This window comes from Gilliamella sp. Choc4-2 (assembly GCF_001690355.1).
GTDB lineage: Bacteria > Pseudomonadota > Gammaproteobacteria > Enterobacterales > Orbaceae > Gilliamella > Gilliamella apicola_A.
In genome coordinates this window covers 19,662-38,254 of the sequence record NZ_LZHG01000070.1, presented here as the reverse complement: position 1 = coordinate 38,254, position 18,593 = coordinate 19,662, and the positions used below count along the sequence as shown (strand labels likewise).

Annotated in this window: 12 protein-coding genes, 1 CRISPR repeat array and 1 riboswitch (1 of these 14 only partly in view); of the genes, 6 read left to right on the top strand and 6 right to left on the bottom strand. The window is 33.2% G+C overall.

The window, feature by feature from the left end; translation table 11 throughout:
• Positions 1–33: 33 nt before the first annotated feature.
• The 4 genes from cptA to thiB all read right to left on the bottom strand — a co-directional run bounded on the left by cptA (position 34) and on the right by thiB (position 5,201).
• Positions 34–1,740, bottom strand: coding sequence for a phosphoethanolamine transferase CptA (cptA, locus tag A9G34_RS09920; protein WP_065569611.1), 1,707 nt, complete (start codon positions 1,738–1,740; stop codon positions 34–36).
• A 174-nt stretch (positions 1,741–1,914) separates the two neighbouring features.
• Complete coding sequence (thiQ, locus tag A9G34_RS09915) at positions 1,915–2,619, bottom strand: thiamine ABC transporter ATP-binding protein ThiQ (protein WP_065569610.1); 705 nt, start codon at positions 2,617–2,619, stop codon at positions 1,915–1,917.
• A complete protein-coding gene (gene thiP / locus A9G34_RS09910; protein ID WP_065569609.1) occupies positions 2,606–4,189 on the bottom strand; it encodes a thiamine/thiamine pyrophosphate ABC transporter permease in 1,584 nt (527 codons plus the stop codon). The genes thiQ and thiP overlap by 14 nt, the downstream gene beginning before the upstream one ends.
• Positions 4,190–4,205: 16 nt before the next feature.
• Positions 4,206–5,201, bottom strand: a complete 996-nt coding sequence (gene thiB / locus A9G34_RS09905) for a thiamine ABC transporter substrate binding subunit (protein WP_034946460.1) — start codon at positions 5,199–5,201, stop codon at positions 4,206–4,208.
• A gap of 39 nt (positions 5,202–5,240) precedes the next feature.
• A riboswitch (TPP riboswitch) is annotated at positions 5,241–5,348 on the bottom strand.
• Positions 5,349–6,034: 686 nt separating this feature from the next.
• Here thiB and argS point away from each other — a divergent pair.
• The gene (argS, locus tag A9G34_RS09900; protein WP_065569608.1) at positions 6,035–7,768 is read left to right on the top strand and encodes an arginine--tRNA ligase; all 1,734 of its coding nucleotides are present in this window, start codon (positions 6,035–6,037) and stop codon (positions 7,766–7,768) included.
• A gap of 684 nt (positions 7,769–8,452) precedes the next feature.
• Positions 8,453–9,469: an amidohydrolase family protein gene (locus A9G34_RS09895; protein WP_202807451.1), complete on the top strand. Its 1,017-nt coding sequence runs from the start codon at positions 8,453–8,455 to the stop codon at positions 9,467–9,469.
• A gap of 173 nt (positions 9,470–9,642) precedes the next feature.
• Here A9G34_RS09895 and guaB read toward each other — a convergent pair whose 3' ends face one another.
• Positions 9,643–11,109, bottom strand: coding sequence for an IMP dehydrogenase (gene guaB, locus A9G34_RS09890; RefSeq protein WP_065569607.1), 1,467 nt, complete (start codon positions 11,107–11,109; stop codon positions 9,643–9,645).
• A 450-nt stretch (positions 11,110–11,559) separates the two neighbouring features.
• A complete protein-coding gene (gene ubiG / locus A9G34_RS09885; protein WP_065569606.1) occupies positions 11,560–12,264 on the bottom strand; it encodes a bifunctional 2-polyprenyl-6-hydroxyphenol methylase/3-demethylubiquinol 3-O-methyltransferase UbiG in 705 nt (234 codons plus the stop codon).
• A 318-nt stretch (positions 12,265–12,582) separates the two neighbouring features.
• Here ubiG and A9G34_RS09880 point away from each other — a divergent pair, with 318 nt between their 5' ends.
• From A9G34_RS09880 to A9G34_RS09865, 4 genes are all read left to right on the top strand, one after another.
• Positions 12,583–13,944: a sodium-dependent transporter gene (locus A9G34_RS09880; RefSeq protein WP_202807452.1), complete on the top strand. Its 1,362-nt coding sequence runs from the start codon at positions 12,583–12,585 to the stop codon at positions 13,942–13,944.
• A gap of 289 nt (positions 13,945–14,233) precedes the next feature.
• Positions 14,234–16,108: a molecular chaperone HtpG gene (htpG, locus tag A9G34_RS09875; RefSeq protein ID WP_065569605.1), complete on the top strand. Its 1,875-nt coding sequence runs from the start codon at positions 14,234–14,236 to the stop codon at positions 16,106–16,108.
• Positions 16,109–16,517: 409 nt separating this feature from the next.
• On the top strand, positions 16,518–17,279 hold the full coding sequence (locus A9G34_RS09870) for a histidine phosphatase family protein (RefSeq protein WP_081295315.1): 762 nt from the start codon (positions 16,518–16,520) through the stop codon (positions 17,277–17,279).
• Positions 17,280–17,427: 148 nt separating this feature from the next.
• The gene (locus A9G34_RS09865; protein ID WP_065569604.1) at positions 17,428–17,967 is read left to right on the top strand and encodes a methylated-DNA--[protein]-cysteine S-methyltransferase; all 540 of its coding nucleotides are present in this window, start codon (positions 17,428–17,430) and stop codon (positions 17,965–17,967) included.
• 392 nt (positions 17,968–18,359) lie between these two features.
• Positions 18,360–18,593: a CRISPR direct-repeat array (repeat unit 29 nt; unit sequence GTGTTCCCTGTATACACAGGGATAAACCG) (it continues 161 nt past the right edge of the window).

Here is an 18,593-nt window from a genome sequence, read left to right as displayed (position 1 = left end):
ATATTTCAAATATGTATGTAAACTGGGTATTAGCTACTTCTCTAATTTATCAAAATCGATTAAACCTTTTTTATCATATGGATCACCTATCCAGCGTATGGATTCATAGAAATTAGGATTAACTAAACTTTTTTGAGGTATGAATAAGTTATAACTTAATCCGGCTAAATCAGACCATGTATGAATCAAATCTTGAGTACTAAATTTCCGATTAACATAGTCTTGATAATTATTTGGGTGGGTTGCAATCCATTGTGGCGATTCCCAAAGCATAAAAGGAACTGTATACATCGTTCTAGTGGGTGATTTTTCATTACGACCTAAAACGTCATGTGGCGGTGTTTCATAAACATCTTCACCATGATCAGAAAAATACAATATAAAGCCATTTTCTTTACTATTCTTAAATAAATTAAATAATGTAGTTGTAACGTAATCATTGTAACTTACCGCATTATCATAACTATTGTAAACAGGTAGTTTACTTTCATCAATATTAAACGGTATGCTTGTTTTACCTTTAAAACGGTTATGCTCACCATTTTTAGGATAACGGAATTCATACTTCATATGAGTACCAAGAAGATGTATAACAATAAATTTCTTTTCAGCTGGATCAGCTAATACTTCTTTAAATGGCTCAAATACAGACTGATCATATTGTCTTGAACTTTGATTACGGTCGTTATTCATATAATACTGTTTGTCGGTTTGTTTAGAAAACATAGTCAACATTGTATTACGTTCAGTTATAGTTTGTTGATTAGTAATCCAAAAGGTTTTGTATCCTGCTTGTTTCATTAGATGAATCAATGAAGGAGTCTTAAGATATAAATCAGGGTGCTGCTCATCAGCAAAGGTTAGGGCTTGTTGTAAAATTTCAATCGTATAAGGTCTTGATGAAACTACATCATTAAATACAACTAAATTAGGATTTTCTTTTTTAAATTGTTCTATTTTTGGGGTAGTATTTCTCCCATAACCATAAAGCCCCATTCTATTGCGAGTTGTTGATTCACCTATGACCAAAACTAACGTCCTTGGAGTATTACCATTTTTATCTTTCAGATTTTTCAATGGCGGTAATGATTCTAAATGCTCTAAAATATGCTCCATATTATTCAACTGCGAGCGATAAGCCCAATAACTGCAAATCAGTTGCCATGGAACTGTTGTTTCCATACGTGTTAATAAATGAGCACCAGCTTTTTCAAAAGATGAATTTTTGACAACTACACTAATGACTAACGGCATTAACGCATAAATAGCAATAAATGAAGATATTAGCCATTTTGTCGTATTTTTAACATAAATCGGCTCTACTTTTTTCCATAGATATATACCGATGGATACATAAATAATTAATACTAAAATTAATTGGACATTTAAATATTGCTGAATAAATTCATGTGACTCACTGAAGTTTGATTCAGCCATAACAAATAAAACACTCTGTGAAAACTCTTGCCTATAAATAGTAAAATAACCAACGGGAATCAGTGATAATCCACCAACAACTAATCCATAAACAGTTGCAATTTTTTTCGTATATTTAGGAAAAATGAAAACAGGAATAAGCCAAATTAAACTATAGATAATTGAATCGCGCAGCCCTATCGCATTAGAATGCCCAGAAAAGAAAATATATAATTGTAATGCACAAGAAAAATAAGTAAAAAATAAAATAGCAAAAATAAGAGTCGACCAACTAAATATCAAGTTTTCCTTTTGATTTTTCATAAATTATGATTAGTAATAATTATTTGTAGGTCGCTCTAGTATACTATCTATAGATTAATAAAACCTTAAAAAGAACTGATTAAATGATAAAATATTTTTTCAAAATATCTCTAATCATTAAATGATCACTTTTTATATTAAAGAATAATCTCGATGAATGTTAAATTTTATGAGTTAGTCAACATTTAACCCTAATATTTTCGCTGTGAGGCTATTTTCTGGTTGATTTAACTGTTTAGGTGGACCATTAAAAATAGTATTCCCTTTATTTACTACTAAACAACGTGAAAAGTAATTCAAAGTGTCATCAAGATAATGTGACACCATCATTAATGTTAATCCAAACTCATCACAAATTTTATCGACCAATGCTAGCATTTCAAAACGTAAAGCTTGATCAAGAGCAGAAAAAGGTTCATCTAATAATAAAATAGGACGATGTTGAATTAGGCAACGGGCAAGCGCAACACGTTGATATTGTCCACCAGAAAGTTTATCAGGATAACGATCCCCTAAATTATCTAAACCAACATTCGCTAAAATATCATTAACTTGCTTTTTTTCAGATGTGCTTAATTTTAATGATGGCTTTATACCTAAACCAACATTTTGTTTAACCGTTAAGTGGCTAAATAAATTATTATGTTGAAATAGCATCGAAACAGGTCTTTTATTGGGTAAAATTTTGGTAAAATCTTGATGATTTAATATTACTTTACCTGAATTAGGTAATAAGAATCCTGCAATTAAATTTAATAAAGTCGTTTTGCCTGAGCCACTTGGTCCAACCACTACAACTCGCTCTTTTGTAGTAATTTTTACATCAAAATCTATTTTAAAATCATCATAATGATAATTAACTTGATTAAGTTCGATCATAATCCATCACAATTAATAAACTAAACGATAAAGTTAATAATACTGCAGCTGTAACCATACTTTCATGATAATGATAATGGGAGATTTGTTCATATAAATAGTAAGGTAGAGTAGTTACTGACTGCCCTCCAAATAATGCAATAATACCAAAATCACCTAATGACAAAATACCTGAAAAGGCGAAACTCATAATAATGATTTTTTTTAATGCCTTATATTCGACGATATAAAAATGCCTAAAACCATTAATATTAAGAGATTGGCTCAATTGCCAATAACGCAATGTGACCTCATACATAGGTATTGCAAGGTTTTTTAATACAAAAGGCAATGCCATTAAGGCATTACATAACATCATTAATATACAAATAAATACACGGTTATCTGCATATTTAAATAGCAATAAAAACAATCCTGAAGATAATACCATACTAGGAATAGCTAAAATTAATGATCCAACAAGCATTAACTGATTACTCCATTTAATCTGATGATTAATGATCAATCTGCTATTAGTCCATAAAATTAATAAAGCAAGCACTATAGCGATCATAGCAGCACCTAAGGCAATTAAAAGCGAAAATAAGGTAGCTTGTTTAAAAGCCGTATTTAATAGTGATAAGTCAAAAAAACGGCTTCCTTCAATAACTATATTTATTAATGGTAAAAAAATAAATAATCCACCAACTAAAATGATGACAGCACTAAAAAACTTTAAATAATTAGAAACCGATAAATAATAATTTTGCTTATTAAAATCAATAGTTACATTTTGATTATCTTTATTTTTATGAAGTGTTTTCTGGGTCAGCCATAAAAAACTGATACAGCATATTAGCTGTATACCGGCAAATAAAACAGCTTGTAGCAGTTCAAATTCTCGAATAGATTGATAAATTGCCACTTCAATAGTGGTATATTTAGGCCCTCCACCCAGCGCAAGCACTATAGCAAAACTAGAGAAACACAGCATAAAAATTAATGCAGCCATAGGAAATAATTGACATCGCAATAAAGGCCATTCAATCAATTTAAAATAGGTAATACTTGAAAAATTCAATTGCGCAGCCAATCGCTTATGTTCAACAGGAACAAGGCTTAATGTTTGATAAAACAAACGACAAGCATACGGAAAATTAAGAAATACATGAGCTAGCAAAATTCCTTTTAACCCATAAATTGACCACCCAGAAAATGATATACCAAAATATTTTAAAATAGAGGCTAATAACCCCTGTTGACCATAAATTGACAAAAGACCAGTTACAACTACTAACGAAGGCAATATAAAAGTGATAGGCATTAAACGCAATAATAGGTGCTTACAAAAGAAATCAACCATTGATAATGCTTTTGCCATTAATAGAGATAATAGGATTGACAATATAGTAGATAATACCGCTTGAAATACCGTTATCCCAATTACATGCAATAAATAACTATCGAAATAAATATTAAAATCATTCGACTCAATAGCCGCTTGACAAAGTGCAAATAATGCCGCACCTAATACAATTAAAATTATACTTGCCGAACTAATACCAGGCAGCAATGTTTTAAATTTCAACATTCTTTTTAATTGCTTACTAGTTGCTAATAGCTGATTGCCATTCACGTATCCACATTTTTTGATTTTGTTCAACTCGTTTTGAATCAAACTCAAGAACTTTATTCACTGATTGGATTTGTTGAAAAGCTTCAGGTAGCTGTGTATTTATTATCGGATACATAACATTTTTTTCGGCAAATTGGCGCTGAACTTCTGGTGTTAATAAATATTGTAAAAAACGACGTGCAAGTTCCGTTTTCTGAGTATATTTGACGATCCCGGCAACTTCAACTTGACGATAATGTCCTTCATCAAAAATAGCAGCTTCATAATGATCATCATTATCATTTATAATATGTGCAACTGGTGAAGTACTATAGCTTAGCACAAAATCTGCTTCCCCTTTTAAAAACAGGCCATAAGCCTCACTCCAACCTTTCGTTACCGTTACTGTATTTTTAGCAATTTTTTCCCAAACAGTAACTGCCTTATCACCATATATATATTTCACCCAAAATAGTAATCCTAATCCAGGCGTACTAGTCCTTGGATCTTGATAAATGATTTTCCAATTGGCTTTATTATATACTAGGTCATGAAAACTATGTGGAGGATTGTTAATTTTTTCTTTGTTATAAATGAAAGCAAAATAACCAAAATCATAAGGGATAAAATCAATATCCCACCAATCTGTATTAATATTATCAGGTCTTTTAATTTGATGAGGAATAACAATATTAGCAAGCTTTGCTTGTTCTAACAAATTATTATCTAAACCTAAAACTACATCAGCTTTGGTATTATTTCCTTCAAGACGAATACGATTTAAAATTGATACACCGTCACCCAATGTGACAATATTTAGTTGGCATTCGCACTGCGTTTCGAAACCTTTTTTTATAGCTTCACCTGGTCCCCATTCTGACATAAATGAACCGTAGCTATAAATGGTTAAAATCGGCTTTGCAAATACAGGATTAACAAGAAAAAATGCCCCAAATAGCATAAAAAACAAAAGATTCTTACAAAGCATTTTGCCTCCAGAAGCCAAATAAAAGACAAAAGGTTTGAGCAGACATAATAACTCAAATCCCTCCGCTGGTATAATCCAGTTCAGGTTCGGCGGGTTATGTCGATATAAAGGACATTCTCAGCCATTTAGGCACCCCGTTGAGAACATCGATTAGTTTAGTGTTTCCAAGAAGAATTGTAAATAGTTGATGCAAATATAAAAAAGTTAGTATAAAGGAAAACCTATCAACGAAGAATAAATAAAAATATTACTTACAAAAATCATATAACAGCAGAAAATATATAAATGATAATTAATCGCTATAAACCTGAGCCCTATCAAATTCAGAAGCACATATAATGATAATGTAGGTAAATAGCTTCTATCCATATGCTTATAACCCCCCAAGGATTTTATCTTAAATTTAAAGCAATTAATGATCAGTGCAGGTATCCTTATTACTTTACCAATACTAAACTCTAAACCAATACTAAACTCTAACAATAAAAATTATTTGTTCAATTCGTTGAACAAACCGAAAATCTATATGAATTTCCCCTTTTCTCAAAAGGTAACTATTAACATTCTAGATCCTAAAACTATACCAGGAAGTGAATTACTCGATCACATAATACAACGTCATTACCGACAATAATTATTAATACTTCCACTACATTTCAAGAAAACAAATTGAAAGAATTTGTAAATTCCACAAAATCACTTTTAGTGAAAAAACATGAAAAATATTGGCAAACCCTAGTTAAACGAAAGAAAAGCGCTTAATCCGATAAGTGACAATTCATTACTTTGTCGGTATTATATTTAGCATTTAATGATGATTAATTAGGTTTAGTGTGAATATTCAACAATTACTAACACAACGTGTTTTGCAAGCTATGATCATGGCAGGTGCAGACAAGAACAGCGACGCATTAATTAAACAATCTACTAAAGTTCAATTTGGCGATTATCAAGCTAATGGCATTATGTCTGTTGCTAAAAAAATGGGAATCCCTCCTCGAGAACTTGCTCAGACGGTTTTACAGCATCTTGATGTTGATGATATCGCTGAAAAAGTTGAAATTGCAGGTCCAGGTTTTATTAATATCTTTTTGAAAAATAGCTGGATTGCTGAGCAAAATGAAGTTGCTTTAAGTAGTGATAAGCTTAATATTACTTTACCCGCCAAACCGCAAACTATTGTGGTTGATTATTCGGCGCCTAATGTCGCCAAAGAGATGCATGTTGGACACTTGCGTTCAACTATTATTGGTGATGCTAGCGTTCGTGTTTTATCTTTTTTAGGTCATAATGTTATTCGTGCTAATCATGTTGGTGATTGGGGAACTCAATTTGGTATGTTAATTGCGTATCTTGAAAAGATGCAAAATGAACATGCCAATGATATGGAGCTTTCAGATTTAGAGTCATTCTATCGCGCCGCTAAAAAACATTATGACGAAGACGAAGTGTTTGCCGAAAAAGCTCGTAATTATGTAGTGAAATTACAAGGTGGCGATGAATATTGTCGTGATATGTGGCATAAGCTAGTTGATATTACCATGACGCAAAATATTGCCACTTATAAACGTTTAAATGTTACGTTATCGCTTGAAGACACCATGGGTGAAAGCATTTATAACAGCATGCTACCTAGTATTGTTGCCGATTTAAAACAGAAAGGGCTTGCGGTTGAAAGTGAAGGGGCGATTGTTGTTTTTCTTGATGAGTATAAAAACAAAGAAGGCGAACCGATGGGTGTTATCATCCAAAAACGTGATGGTGGCTACCTTTATGCAACAACCGATATTGCTTGTGCTAAATATCGTTACGAAACGTTACATGCCGATCGTATTCTTTATTATATTGATTCCCGCCAACATCAACATTTAGAGCAAGTTTGGACTATTGTTCACAAAGCTAAGTATGTACCTGAATCATTAAAGCTTGAACACCATATGTTTGGTATGATGTTAGGTAAAGATGGTAAGCCGTTTAAAACCCGTTCAGGCGATACTGTTAAATTAAATGATTTGCTAGATGAAGCGTGTGAGCGAGCAACGACTTTAATTCGTAGCAAAAATCCTGAACTTTCTGAAAGTGAGCTTGCAAAAATTGTCGATGCGGTAGCTATTGGTGCAGTTAAATATGCTGATCTTTCTAAAAATCGGACTACTGATTATGTTTTTGATTGGGATAATATGTTGTCATTTGAAGGCAATACTGCTCCTTATTTGCAATATGCTTATACTCGTGTGTTATCAATTTTTAAAAAGTCCAATATTTCCGAAGATAGCTTAACGGCTAATATTAGTTTAGAATCTGATAAAGAGCGTGCTTTAGCAACTCGTTTAATTCAATTTGATGAAACTATTTCAATCGTGGCAAATGAAGGTACACCGCATGTGCTTTGTGCTTATCTTTATGAAATTGCGACGCTATTTTCAAGTTTTTATGAAAACTGCCCTATTTTGGCGGCAGAAAATGAGAGCTTGAAACAAAGTCGCTTAAAATTAGCTTCGTTGACGGCTAAAACACTTAAAATTGGTCTTGATATGTTGGGCATCAAAACAGTTGACAAAATGTAGTTGAATAATTCACCAATGCTACTGCATTGGTGAATTGTAGTACGAACGACTTAATTTGTTCAAAGATTAACATGAATTTGTTGATAAATCGTCATTAAAACAAATTAATACCGTTAATACTTATATTCATAACAATTATAAGCATTTAGTTATAACCGCATTCCCCCGTTATTTGAATCACTCACTTTTTAACGTGCTATTTCCCAAACAATAATCAGTGTTAAAATAAATCGATAATTTCTTATTTAAATATCCTACGTTATTATTCATATCTATTATTTAATTAGGCATTCAAATATCAAGGAAATTTAAAATGTCTCGATTTTTTACAATTTATTATTCATATTAAACAGTAAGTTAACTATAAAAAACCTTTCTTATACCAATGATAATGATCATAAAATACTATTCCTATCATAATTAGTCTAAAAAATAATACTTTAACTATATCATTTATTTATATATTTTATAGATTATAGCTCTTGCTATTAAAAATATTTTGGTTAGAATTTCTTCAATTTTTGATCGCCTAGGTATAAGCACAATGAATGATTACAGCTTTACAAGTTTAATCAATAAAATTATTAATGTTACATTTAATCCTCCTTTTTGGAGGATTTTTTTTACCTATTGCGCTCGATTTTAGCAACTTCATTTAGAATGATTGAATTATAGAGGCAGATTATGATTGAACATAAAAACATGCTATTAACGACAAAAGACCAAAGTTTAAAAGCCTATTTAATGCATAAAATTAAGCAAAACGGCGGTTGGATTAATGCACATATGCATGCAGATCGTGCTTTTACTATTTCGGTTGATAGTTTTGATGTCTATCAAAAACAGACTTTAATTGAAAAATGGGATACGCTCGATAAAGTCAAAGCAACGATGAGCGAAAATGATTACTATCGTCATTTTAGTATGGCAGTTGAACGTATGATTGAGCAAGGCGTAAGTGCTATGGGATCGTTTGTTGATATTGATCCAATCACCGAAGAACGTGCAATCAGAGGAGCACTCCGTGCACGTGAAACCTATAAAAATGACATAACCATAAAACTAATTAATCAAACACTTAAAGGTGTTATCGATAAAGAAGCTCGTTATTGGTTCGATAAAGGCGCCGATTTAGTTGATATTATTGGCGGTTTACCACGTCGAGATGAACGTGATCATGGTGAAGGAATGGGGCTTAAGCACCTTGATGTATTAATGCAAACGGGTAAATCATTAGGCAAAATGGTTCATGTTCATGTTGATCAATTTAATTCTCAAGATGAAATCGAAACCGAGCAACTAACTGATAAAACTCTAGAACATGGTATGCAAGGACATGTAGTAGCTATTCATAGTATTTCAATCACAGCCCACAGTTTAGAATACCGTCAAAGGCTTTATAAAAAAATGAAAGAAGCTAAAATGATGGTTATTGCTTGTCCTTTTGCATGGATAGATAGCCCTCGCCGTGAAGAACAAGGCCCTACTCGTAACTCATTAACCCCTGTTGATGAACTGGCTGCTGCTGGTATTCCTGTTGCTATTGGCACGGATAATGTTAGTGATTATATGTTACCATTTTCAACGGGTAATATGTGGGAAGAACTTAAATTGCTAGTAACAGGATGCCGTTATACCGATCTTGATAATGTCGTTAAGGTTGCTACTAAAAATGGCCGTTTGGTACTTGGTATAGATTAATTGTAAATAAAAGAGTTACCCCTAAATGTTATAGACATTATAAGGTTAAACTAATACACATAACAAAAAAACCCAACTGAGCAGTATCGGCTGCATTTGTTGGGATTTTAAATAAGTATAATCAACTAATTTACTTTGGTTCTTATATCACTATAGTAGAGAACAACATACTATTAAGAACCAGCACGATAATTAGGTGGCTCTTTAGTAATAAGCACATCATGAACATGGCTTTCTTTCATTCCTGCGCCAGTAATGCGATAAAACTTAGATTTAGTACGTAATTCTTCAATCGTTGAACAACCGGTTAACCCCATACATGAACGTAAACCACCCATTTGTTGATGAATAATCTCTTTTAATAATCCTTTATAAGCAATACGCCCTTCAATTCCTTCTGGCACTAATTTATCTGCAGCATTATCAGATTGGAAATAACGATCAGAAGAGCCTTTTGCCATAGCACCTAATGAGCCCATACCACGATAAGACTTATAAGCACGACCTTGGAATAATTCAATTTCACCTGGTGCTTCTTCGGTTCCTGCAAACATTGAGCCAACCATTACACAGGAAGCCCCTGCAGCAATCGCTTTTGCAATATCACCTGAAAAACGAACTCCACCATCAGCAATAACTGGAATATTATATCTTTGAGCTATTTCAACGGCATCCATAATCGCACTAATTTGTGGCACCCCTACACCTGTCACAATACGCGTTGTACAGATAGAGCCAGGACCAATACCAACTTTAACCGCGTTAACTCCAGCATCAATAAGCGCTTTTGCACCTTCTGCAGTCGCTACATTGCCACCGATAATTTGTAAATCAGGATAAGCTTGTCTTGCCTGGCGAATACGCTGTAATACTCCTTCTGAATGCCCGTGTGATGAATCAATCAACAAAACATCTATCCCGGCCTCAATTAAAGCAGCAATACGTTCTTCATTACCTGCACCCGCACCAACTGCAGCACCAACACGCAACCGTCCTTTTTCATCTTTACAAGCATTTGGTTTTTGTTCGGCTTTATTATAATCTTTAACGGTTATCATTCCTTTTAAATGGAATTTTGAATCGACTACCAATGCTTTTTCGACACGGTGTTCGTGCATTTTTTGTAGTACAATATCTCGTTTTTCACCTTCTTTAACGGTTACTAACCGCTCTTTAGGCGTCATCACCGCAGTAACTGGTAGTGATAAATCTGTAGCGAATCGAACATCTCGAGCAGTAATAATTCCGACTAATTCTTGTGTTTGAGTAACCACAGGAAAACCGGCAAAACCATGCTCCTTAGCTAAATCAATAACTTGTTTTATTGTGGCAGTAGGTAATACAGATACAGGATCTTGAACTATCCCACTTTCGTACTTTTTAACACGCCTTACATGATTTGCTTGATGTTCTATCGACATATTTTTATGAATAAAACCAATACCTCCTTCTTGCGCAAGCGCAATAGCAAGATCTGATTCAGTTACCGTATCCATTGCGGCAGACAGCATTGGAATATTTAATTTGATTGTTTGAGTAAGTTGGGTACTAATATCAGCGGTATTGGGCAAAACAGTAGAGTGAGCTGGAACTAATAAAACATCATCAAACGTGAGAGCTTCTTTAACTATACGAGACATGACAATATTCACCATTGAGTTAAATTGTTGATAAAATATTGCCGATGCATTCTACTTGCTTTTCTAGTAAAAGGCTAGAAGCATTTTATTTTATTTTAGGTTGATAGTTTTTTATTTTGTTAGAAAAATAGAATTTGGTTTTATAATATTTTACATAAATGATTTACCGATAAACTGTCTACTTTTCAACCTAAATAAATTTATACCTTCGTATTTTTTATAACCCAAATTAGTCAAAAATACATTGTAATCTATGATCACAATGTCAAATACACCTCATTTTGGTTAAGTACTTTTTATTGCGCTATAGATACAACCTGTATTAGATTACTAATTTAAAAAAAGTGTTAACTATAATATTAATGATAGAGAAAATTTTAAAGGCATAAACATAAGTGGCATCACTTATTCGCTCATCGCATCATTAGAAGTAAAATCACATTTTTAAAATCAATCCATTTTTTGAGCCATAAGAATATAATTTACATCAATATTGGCACCTAATTTAAACTGGTTTTTTAATAAATGGTATTCCATACCAATCACATCGCCAGTACTAAGCCCGGCTTGCTCTACCCAAGTCATAAGCTCAGAAGGTCTAATAAATCGGTTAAAATCATGTGTACCTTTAGGTACAAGCCGAGCAATATATTCTGCGCCATAAATTAACAGTAGCTTGGCTTTGTGATTGCGATTAATTGTTGATAAAAACAATTTACCATTAGGCTTAAGTAATTTAGCACATGCCCGAATAATCGAAAGAGGGTCTGGTACATGTTCTAATAGTTCCATACAGGTAATTACATCATAGTACGCTGGGTATTGCTTGGCGTGTTCTTCAACAGTCTGCTTTTTATAATCAATTGATAGACCACCCAACTTAGCATGTGATCTTGCAACGTCTAATGACACATCAGCCAAATCGATAGCTGTAACTTTAGCTCCTAACTTAGCTAAACTTTCCGATAAAATCCCCCCACCACAACCAACATCTAAAACCAATTGATTCTCAATAGAAGCACATTGTTGTTTAACATAATCAACGCGTAATGGGTTAATAATGTGTAATGGCTTACATTTGCCATTAGGATCCCACCATTCAGAAGCTAATTGAGAAAACTTATCTATCTCATTAATATCGACATTTTGTGACATGGACTCTCTTTTTATTTATAAATATTCTTAATAAAGAAACATTTTATGCTATACCTATTATTAATAAAAGGACTAAATAACATATTTGCAGAACTAATAATTCAAGTAATAATATAATGGCAAAGCCAATTTGTTTATCAAATCTTGTTATAATTTTATCTTTAAATTAATTATTTATATTAATAATTTTAATGATTTCTTGTTTCACTCATTATTTCATGGCATGATTTACAACGCTGAAAGATTTTAATAAAGTCATGGTTAGGCGTTTGCCTAAATTAAAATGAAACAATAATTGAAGAAATCAAAGGAAAATTCATGAGTACAGGAACTATGAAAAAAAGTCATTCACAGTGGAGCTCCCGCATGGGATTCATGCTTGCAGCAGCCGGCTCTGCTGTTGGATTAGGTAACATTTGGAAATTTCCCTATATGGCTGGTGAAATGGGTGGCTCTGCATTTGTGCTCACTTATTTACTTTTCATGTTTATGATAGGACTACCCATTTTAGTGTTAGAATGGTTAATCGGTCGTCGTGGACAAAAAAATCCAATTCACACAATGGAAGATGTCGCTGTTTCAGAAGGTCGTTCTAAGTCATGGCGTTGGGTTGGCATTATCGGCGTACTTGGTTCATTTCTAATCTTATCTTTTTATAGTGTAATTGGTGGTTGGGCAACTGATTACATTGTTTTAGCTGCAAAAGGTTCATTTGAAGGAGTTACTGGCGAAAAAACAGACCAAATATTCACTGATTTTCTTAGTAATGTGAATAGTCTATTAACATGGCACACCGTATTTATGTTTGCAACTGCATTTATTGTTGCATTGGGTGTTGGCGCTGGCTTAGAACGCGGGTGTAAAATCATGATGCCTGGACTAGGAATCTTACTACTTGTTTTAGTTGGTTACGCAGCTTATGCAAGTGGTCCATATTTTTGGGTAGCATGTAAATTCTTATTTTCACCAAATTGGTTAGCCTTAAATAGCACAGCTATTTTAGCCGCATTAGGTCATGCATTTTTTAGTTTATCCTTAGGCATGGGAATCATGATGGCATACGGCTCGTATCTCGGACAAGACGTCAACTTATTATCAACGGCTCGAACTGTAGTTATATTAGATGTAGTTGTTGCAGTACTTTCTGGGTTAGCTATTTTCCCATTAGTATTTGCTAATGGCTTACAAGCTGGAGCAGGTCCTGGTCTAATTTTTGTTACGCTACCAATTGCTTTTGGTAACATGACTGGCGGTTTAGTTTTAGGCATATTATTCTTTATCTTCTTAACATTTGCGGCGTTAACTTCTTCTATTTCTTTATTAGAGCCAACAGTTGAACTATTAGAAGAAAGAACACCTATGGGTCGTAAAACTGCAACCGTAGTAAGCAGCATTATCATTTGGGCATTAGGAATTGCTTGTATATTGTCGTTTAATCAATGGGCTGATGTGAAATTATTTGATAAAAATATTTTCGACTTACTTGACTATTTAACCAGCAAAATTATGTTACCTGTTACTGGGTTAGGCACTATCATTTTTGGCGCGTGGATGATGAATCAAAAACATATTCGCAATGAGCTCAACTTAAGTTCTTCATGGTTTGGAATATGGTCCATACTTACACGCTTTGTTATTCCAGTTGCAGTGGTTACTATTCTTATTTACGGATTTTTATAACACTTAAAAAGTTAATTAATGTTCAATTTAAAAGCTCTGAATTTTTCAGGGCTTTTTTAAACAAAAAACGACCAAATAGCTAATTAAATTTTTTAACCTCTATTGAAAACTGTCTTTTTATTCCCATATAGCAATACAACAATAAATCAAACTATTAAATTCATGTTATTCAATTAATATTATGTTCTATTTCATTATCATTTGTTTTTGAAACATGATTTATGAGTTACATTTCTTATCAGTAAAGCATAATTAATTGAATTTTATATAAATTTAGAGGGACTAGTCAATGAGTAAGCAAGGTACTGAAACTCGCGGATTTCAATCTGAAGTTAAACAAATTCTACATTTAATGATCCATTCTTTATATTCTAATAAAGAGATTTTTTTAAGAGAACTTATTTCAAACGCATCTGATGCGGCCGACAAACTTCGTTTTAAAGCGCTTGAAAACCCAGATCTATATGCTGGCGATAGTGAACTAGGTGTACGTATTTCAACCAACAAAGAAGCTGGCACCTTAACCATTGCTGACAATGGTATTGGGATGACCCGAGATGAAGTGATTGAAAACTTGGGTACTATTGCTAAATCAGGCACCAAAGCTTTTTTAGAGTCTATTGGTAGTGATCAAGCCAAAGATAGCCAATTAATTGGTCAGTTTGGTGTAGGTTTTTATTCAGCCTTCATAGTTGCTGATAAAGTCACAGTTAGAACTCGTGCTGCCACAGCAAAAGCTGACCAAGCAGTTATGTGGGAATCAGTGGGTGAAGGTGAATACACCATATCTGACGATAATAAAGAAACTCGCGGCACCGAAATCACTTTACACTTAAAAGAAGAAGAAAAAGAATTTTTAGAAGATTGGCGTTTGCGTTCTATTATCAGCAAATATTCTGATCACATTTCACTTCCTGTTGAAGTGCAAACCACTGACGAAGAAAGCAAAGAAGTCAAATGGGAAAAAATCAACAAAGCACAAGCACTTTGGACACGCAGTAAATCAGAAGTCACTGACGAAGAATATAAAGAGTTTTATAAACATTTATCACACGACTTTGCCGATCCATTAAGTTGGAGTCATAATCGCGTTGAAGGTAAACAAGAGTACACCAGCTTACTTTATATCCCATCTAAAGCACCATGGGATATGTGGAATCGCGATAATAAACACGGATTAAAACTTTATGTACAACGTGTTTTTATTATGGACGATGCTGAACAGTTTATGCCAAACTATTTACGTTTTGTAAAAGGCTTGATTGATTCAAATGATCTGCCATTAAATGTATCGCGTGAAATTTTACAAGATAATAAAATTACTCAAAACTTACGTAATGCATGTACTAAACGTGTGTTACAGATGCTTGAAAAACTTGCTAAAGATGATAAAGAACAATATCAACAATTCTGGAATGAGTTTGGTTTAGTATTAAAAGAAGGCACTGGTGAAGACTTTGCAAACCGTGAAGCCATTGCTAAATTAATTCGTTTTGCGTCAACTCACACCGATAGCGATGCACAAACAGTATCTCTAGAAGATTACATTAGCCGTATGCAAGAAGGTCAAGAAAAGATCTACTACATTACCGCAGACAGCTATGGGGCTGCTAAAAATAGCCCTCACCTAGAGCTATTCCGTAAAAAAGGAATTGAAGTATTATTATTATCTGATCGCATTGATGAATGGATGATGAGCAATTTAACGGAATTTGATGGCAAACAGTTCCAATCTATCAGTAAATCAGACGAATCGATCGAAAAACTTGCCGATCAAGATAGTGAAGAACAAAAACAAGTTGAAAAAGAACTCGAACCATTTATTGAGCGAGTAAAAACCGCATTAGGCGATAAAGTGAAAGAAGTGAAATTAACTCACCGTTTAACTGATACACCGGCAATTGTTACTACTGCTGCTGACGAAATGAGCACACAAATGGCGAAATTATTTGCTGCAGCAGGTCAAAAAGCACCAGAAATCAAATACACATTTGAAATCAATCCAGATCATAAACTGGTCAAACGTATTGCCGATACGCAAGATGAAAGCGCATTTAACGATTGGATAGAACTATTGTTAGATCAGGCTTTACTTGCTGAAAAAGGATCATTAAGCGATCCAAGCAAATTTATTCAAACCATGAATAAATTACTAGCTCAATAACAAGGTAATAGGCACTAATCATAGCCCCGAAATATTAACGTTATCGGGGCTTTTTTATATTAGTAAAAAAATCACTATATTTTTTCAAATAGCGTGATATTTATCACATTTTTTTATTTTTATTCCTCTTATTTTTTATAGTGGTTTACAATAAGTAAACATATGAAATTGGATTTAAAAAGTATAAAGTCGATTTAATCAATTCAAGCCTTATAGCCATTAAAGAATAAAAACTGAAGTTACTAAACGTTATGGGTTTATCTATATCGATCTAAATCAATATGGAACAGTCACGATTAAATCGTTATAAAAAAAGCTTCTACTGGTATGAATCCTTGATTGCATTCAAAAAAGAAATACAAAAACAATTTAAACCAATACTATTCGTTATAAAACAAAAGGAATAATTATGTCTAATTCTATAAAATTAGTAAGTTTTCTATTTATCATGCTATTTACCATATGCAATGCATTCGCAGAAGATACTTATCTTTATGTCGTTCGTCATGGTCAAACTATGTTCAATATTGCTCATCGAGCTCAAGGTTGGTCCGATACACCACTAACTAAATCTGGCATCAATGATGCCGAGCAACTAGGCCGTGGTTTAAAAGATGTTAAATTTGTGTCAGTTTATTCAAGTGATTTAGGTAGAGCAAGGCAAACAGCTCGCATCGTTTTAGAATCAAAAGGTGATCCAGTTCAAATGAACGAAATGGAAGGCTTGCGCGAAGCTTATTTCGGTCAATTTGAAGGTGATCTTGATTCTAATATGTGGACACCTGCGGCACAATATCTAGGCTATCAATCAGATAAAGAGCTAATGGCTGATTTTTCGCAAGGGAAAATTAGCCTTGATAAGATGCTCAATGCTATAGCAGCAGTTGACAAATTAGGGGAAGCGGAAAATTACAAAACCATAAAAACACGTATGCAAAACTCATTAAAAACCATTGCTGAAGCGGCAAAAGCACAAGGTGGTGGAAATGTACTTATTGTATCTCACGGGCTTGCAATAATGGCTATGGTAAAAGATCTACAAGATAAACCAATTACTAGCGGATTAGGTAATGCTAGTGTGACAAAAATTCGCTATACCAACAACGGAAAATTCATTATTGAAAGTTTTGGGGATATGAGTTATATGGAAAAAGGTAAAAAAATTAATTAATCAAAAACTAAAAGTATTATTTGGTTTACAACAGTAAGCCAAATTTTACCTGATATAAAAACATTAGCATTTACATAAAATTCTAGCATTTCTTGTTATAAAAGAGCATAATTTCAAAAAATGTTCAGTCGTAAATTTAAAAGATAATATGTTTTATTCAACTAGTTACTCTTCACCTTTAGGTTTAATCACACTCGCCGGTCAAAATAACAAGCTGATTGCCGTATGGATTGAAGGTCAAAAGTATTTTGGTGATACGGTAAATGAACAACTAGAAGACAAACCAAATTTAGCTATTTTTAATGAAACTAAAAAATGGTTTGATAACTATTTTTCAGGCAAAAATCCTGCTATTAAACAACTCCCATTAGCACCTATCGGTACCCCCTTTCGCTATCAAGTTTGGGATATCTTATGCAAAATTCCTTACGGTGAAATTACGACCTATGGTGATATAGCTAAAAAAATTGCCAAACAAAATAAGGTTAAGACCATGTCTAGCCAAGCTGTGGGCGGTGCGGTCGGTCGCAATCCTATATCAATAATTATTCCTTGTCACCGTGTAATTGGTGCAAATGGCAACTTAACAGGCTATGCTGGAGGCATTGATAAAAAAATTAAGCTACTACAAATTGAAGGCATTGATACTCAAAAATTTTATCGCCCAACTAAAGGAACAGCACTTTAAAACAAAAATATAATTCAGCAAACTATAAAGAGAAACAGTAAATATCTACTTTAGAATATTTTAGCTTTAATTGAATAATAAATATTAAATGATCGCCAGATCGGATTAATTAATATTTTTAGCATTTATACCGTTAAAATTAAAAAGTTTCTTAATTTTCAAATTGAAACAAATATTTTGATTAAAATTTTTTATTTAGATACAATAAAATTTAAATATCCTATTGAATTTAAATTAAAAATTGGTGATTTTTGGTAGAATAGCATAAATTGAATTGAGCTTGTTTTTTATTTATTAAAAATCAATAAGTTAAAAATCTTTAAAAATTCAAAAAATCTGGTAGAATTTATCACCTACTATAACTGCAAATAAAACAGATAGATACGATTAGAGTGTTCCCTGTATACACAGGGATAAACCGGTGATATGCACAACTTGCAACCAGCAATCGGTGTGTTCCCTGTATACACAGGGATAAACCGAACTATACATTGCAACGGCATCATCAATGCGTGTGTTCCCTGTATACACAGGGATAAACCGGCGTGGGTGCCAGTATTGAAGCGAGCAGGAGTGTGTTCCCTGTATACACAGGGATAAACCGTATGCCTCATCAGGAGCTAGCC

What these genes read in the sequence shown, in the direction of transcription:
- cptA (WP_065569611.1), bottom strand. Translation starts at nt 1,740, where the DNA reads ATGAAAAATCAAAAGGAAAACTTGATATTTAGTTGGTCGACTCTTATT.
- thiQ (WP_065569610.1), bottom strand. Translation starts at nt 2,619, where the DNA reads ATGATCGAACTTAATCAAGTTAATTATCATTATGATGATTTTAAAATA.
- thiP (WP_065569609.1), bottom strand. Translation starts at nt 4,189, where the DNA reads ATGTTGAAATTTAAAACATTGCTGCCTGGTATTAGTTCGGCAAGTATA.
- thiB (WP_034946460.1), bottom strand. Translation starts at nt 5,201, where the DNA reads ATGCTTTGTAAGAATCTTTTGTTTTTTATGCTATTTGGGGCATTTTTT.
- A9G34_RS09895 (WP_202807451.1), top strand. Translation starts at nt 8,453, where the DNA reads ATGATTGAACATAAAAACATGCTATTAACGACAAAAGACCAAAGTTTA.
- guaB (WP_065569607.1), bottom strand. Translation starts at nt 11,109, where the DNA reads ATGTCTCGTATAGTTAAAGAAGCTCTCACGTTTGATGATGTTTTATTA.
- ubiG (WP_065569606.1), bottom strand. Translation starts at nt 12,264, where the DNA reads ATGTCACAAAATGTCGATATTAATGAGATAGATAAGTTTTCTCAATTA.
- A9G34_RS09880 (WP_202807452.1), top strand. Translation starts at nt 12,583, where the DNA reads ATGAGTACAGGAACTATGAAAAAAAGTCATTCACAGTGGAGCTCCCGC.
- htpG (WP_065569605.1), top strand. Translation starts at nt 14,234, where the DNA reads ATGAGTAAGCAAGGTACTGAAACTCGCGGATTTCAATCTGAAGTTAAA.
- A9G34_RS09870 (WP_081295315.1), top strand. Translation starts at nt 16,518, where the DNA reads ATGTCTAATTCTATAAAATTAGTAAGTTTTCTATTTATCATGCTATTT.
- A9G34_RS09865 (WP_065569604.1), top strand. Translation starts at nt 17,428, where the DNA reads ATGTTTTATTCAACTAGTTACTCTTCACCTTTAGGTTTAATCACACTC.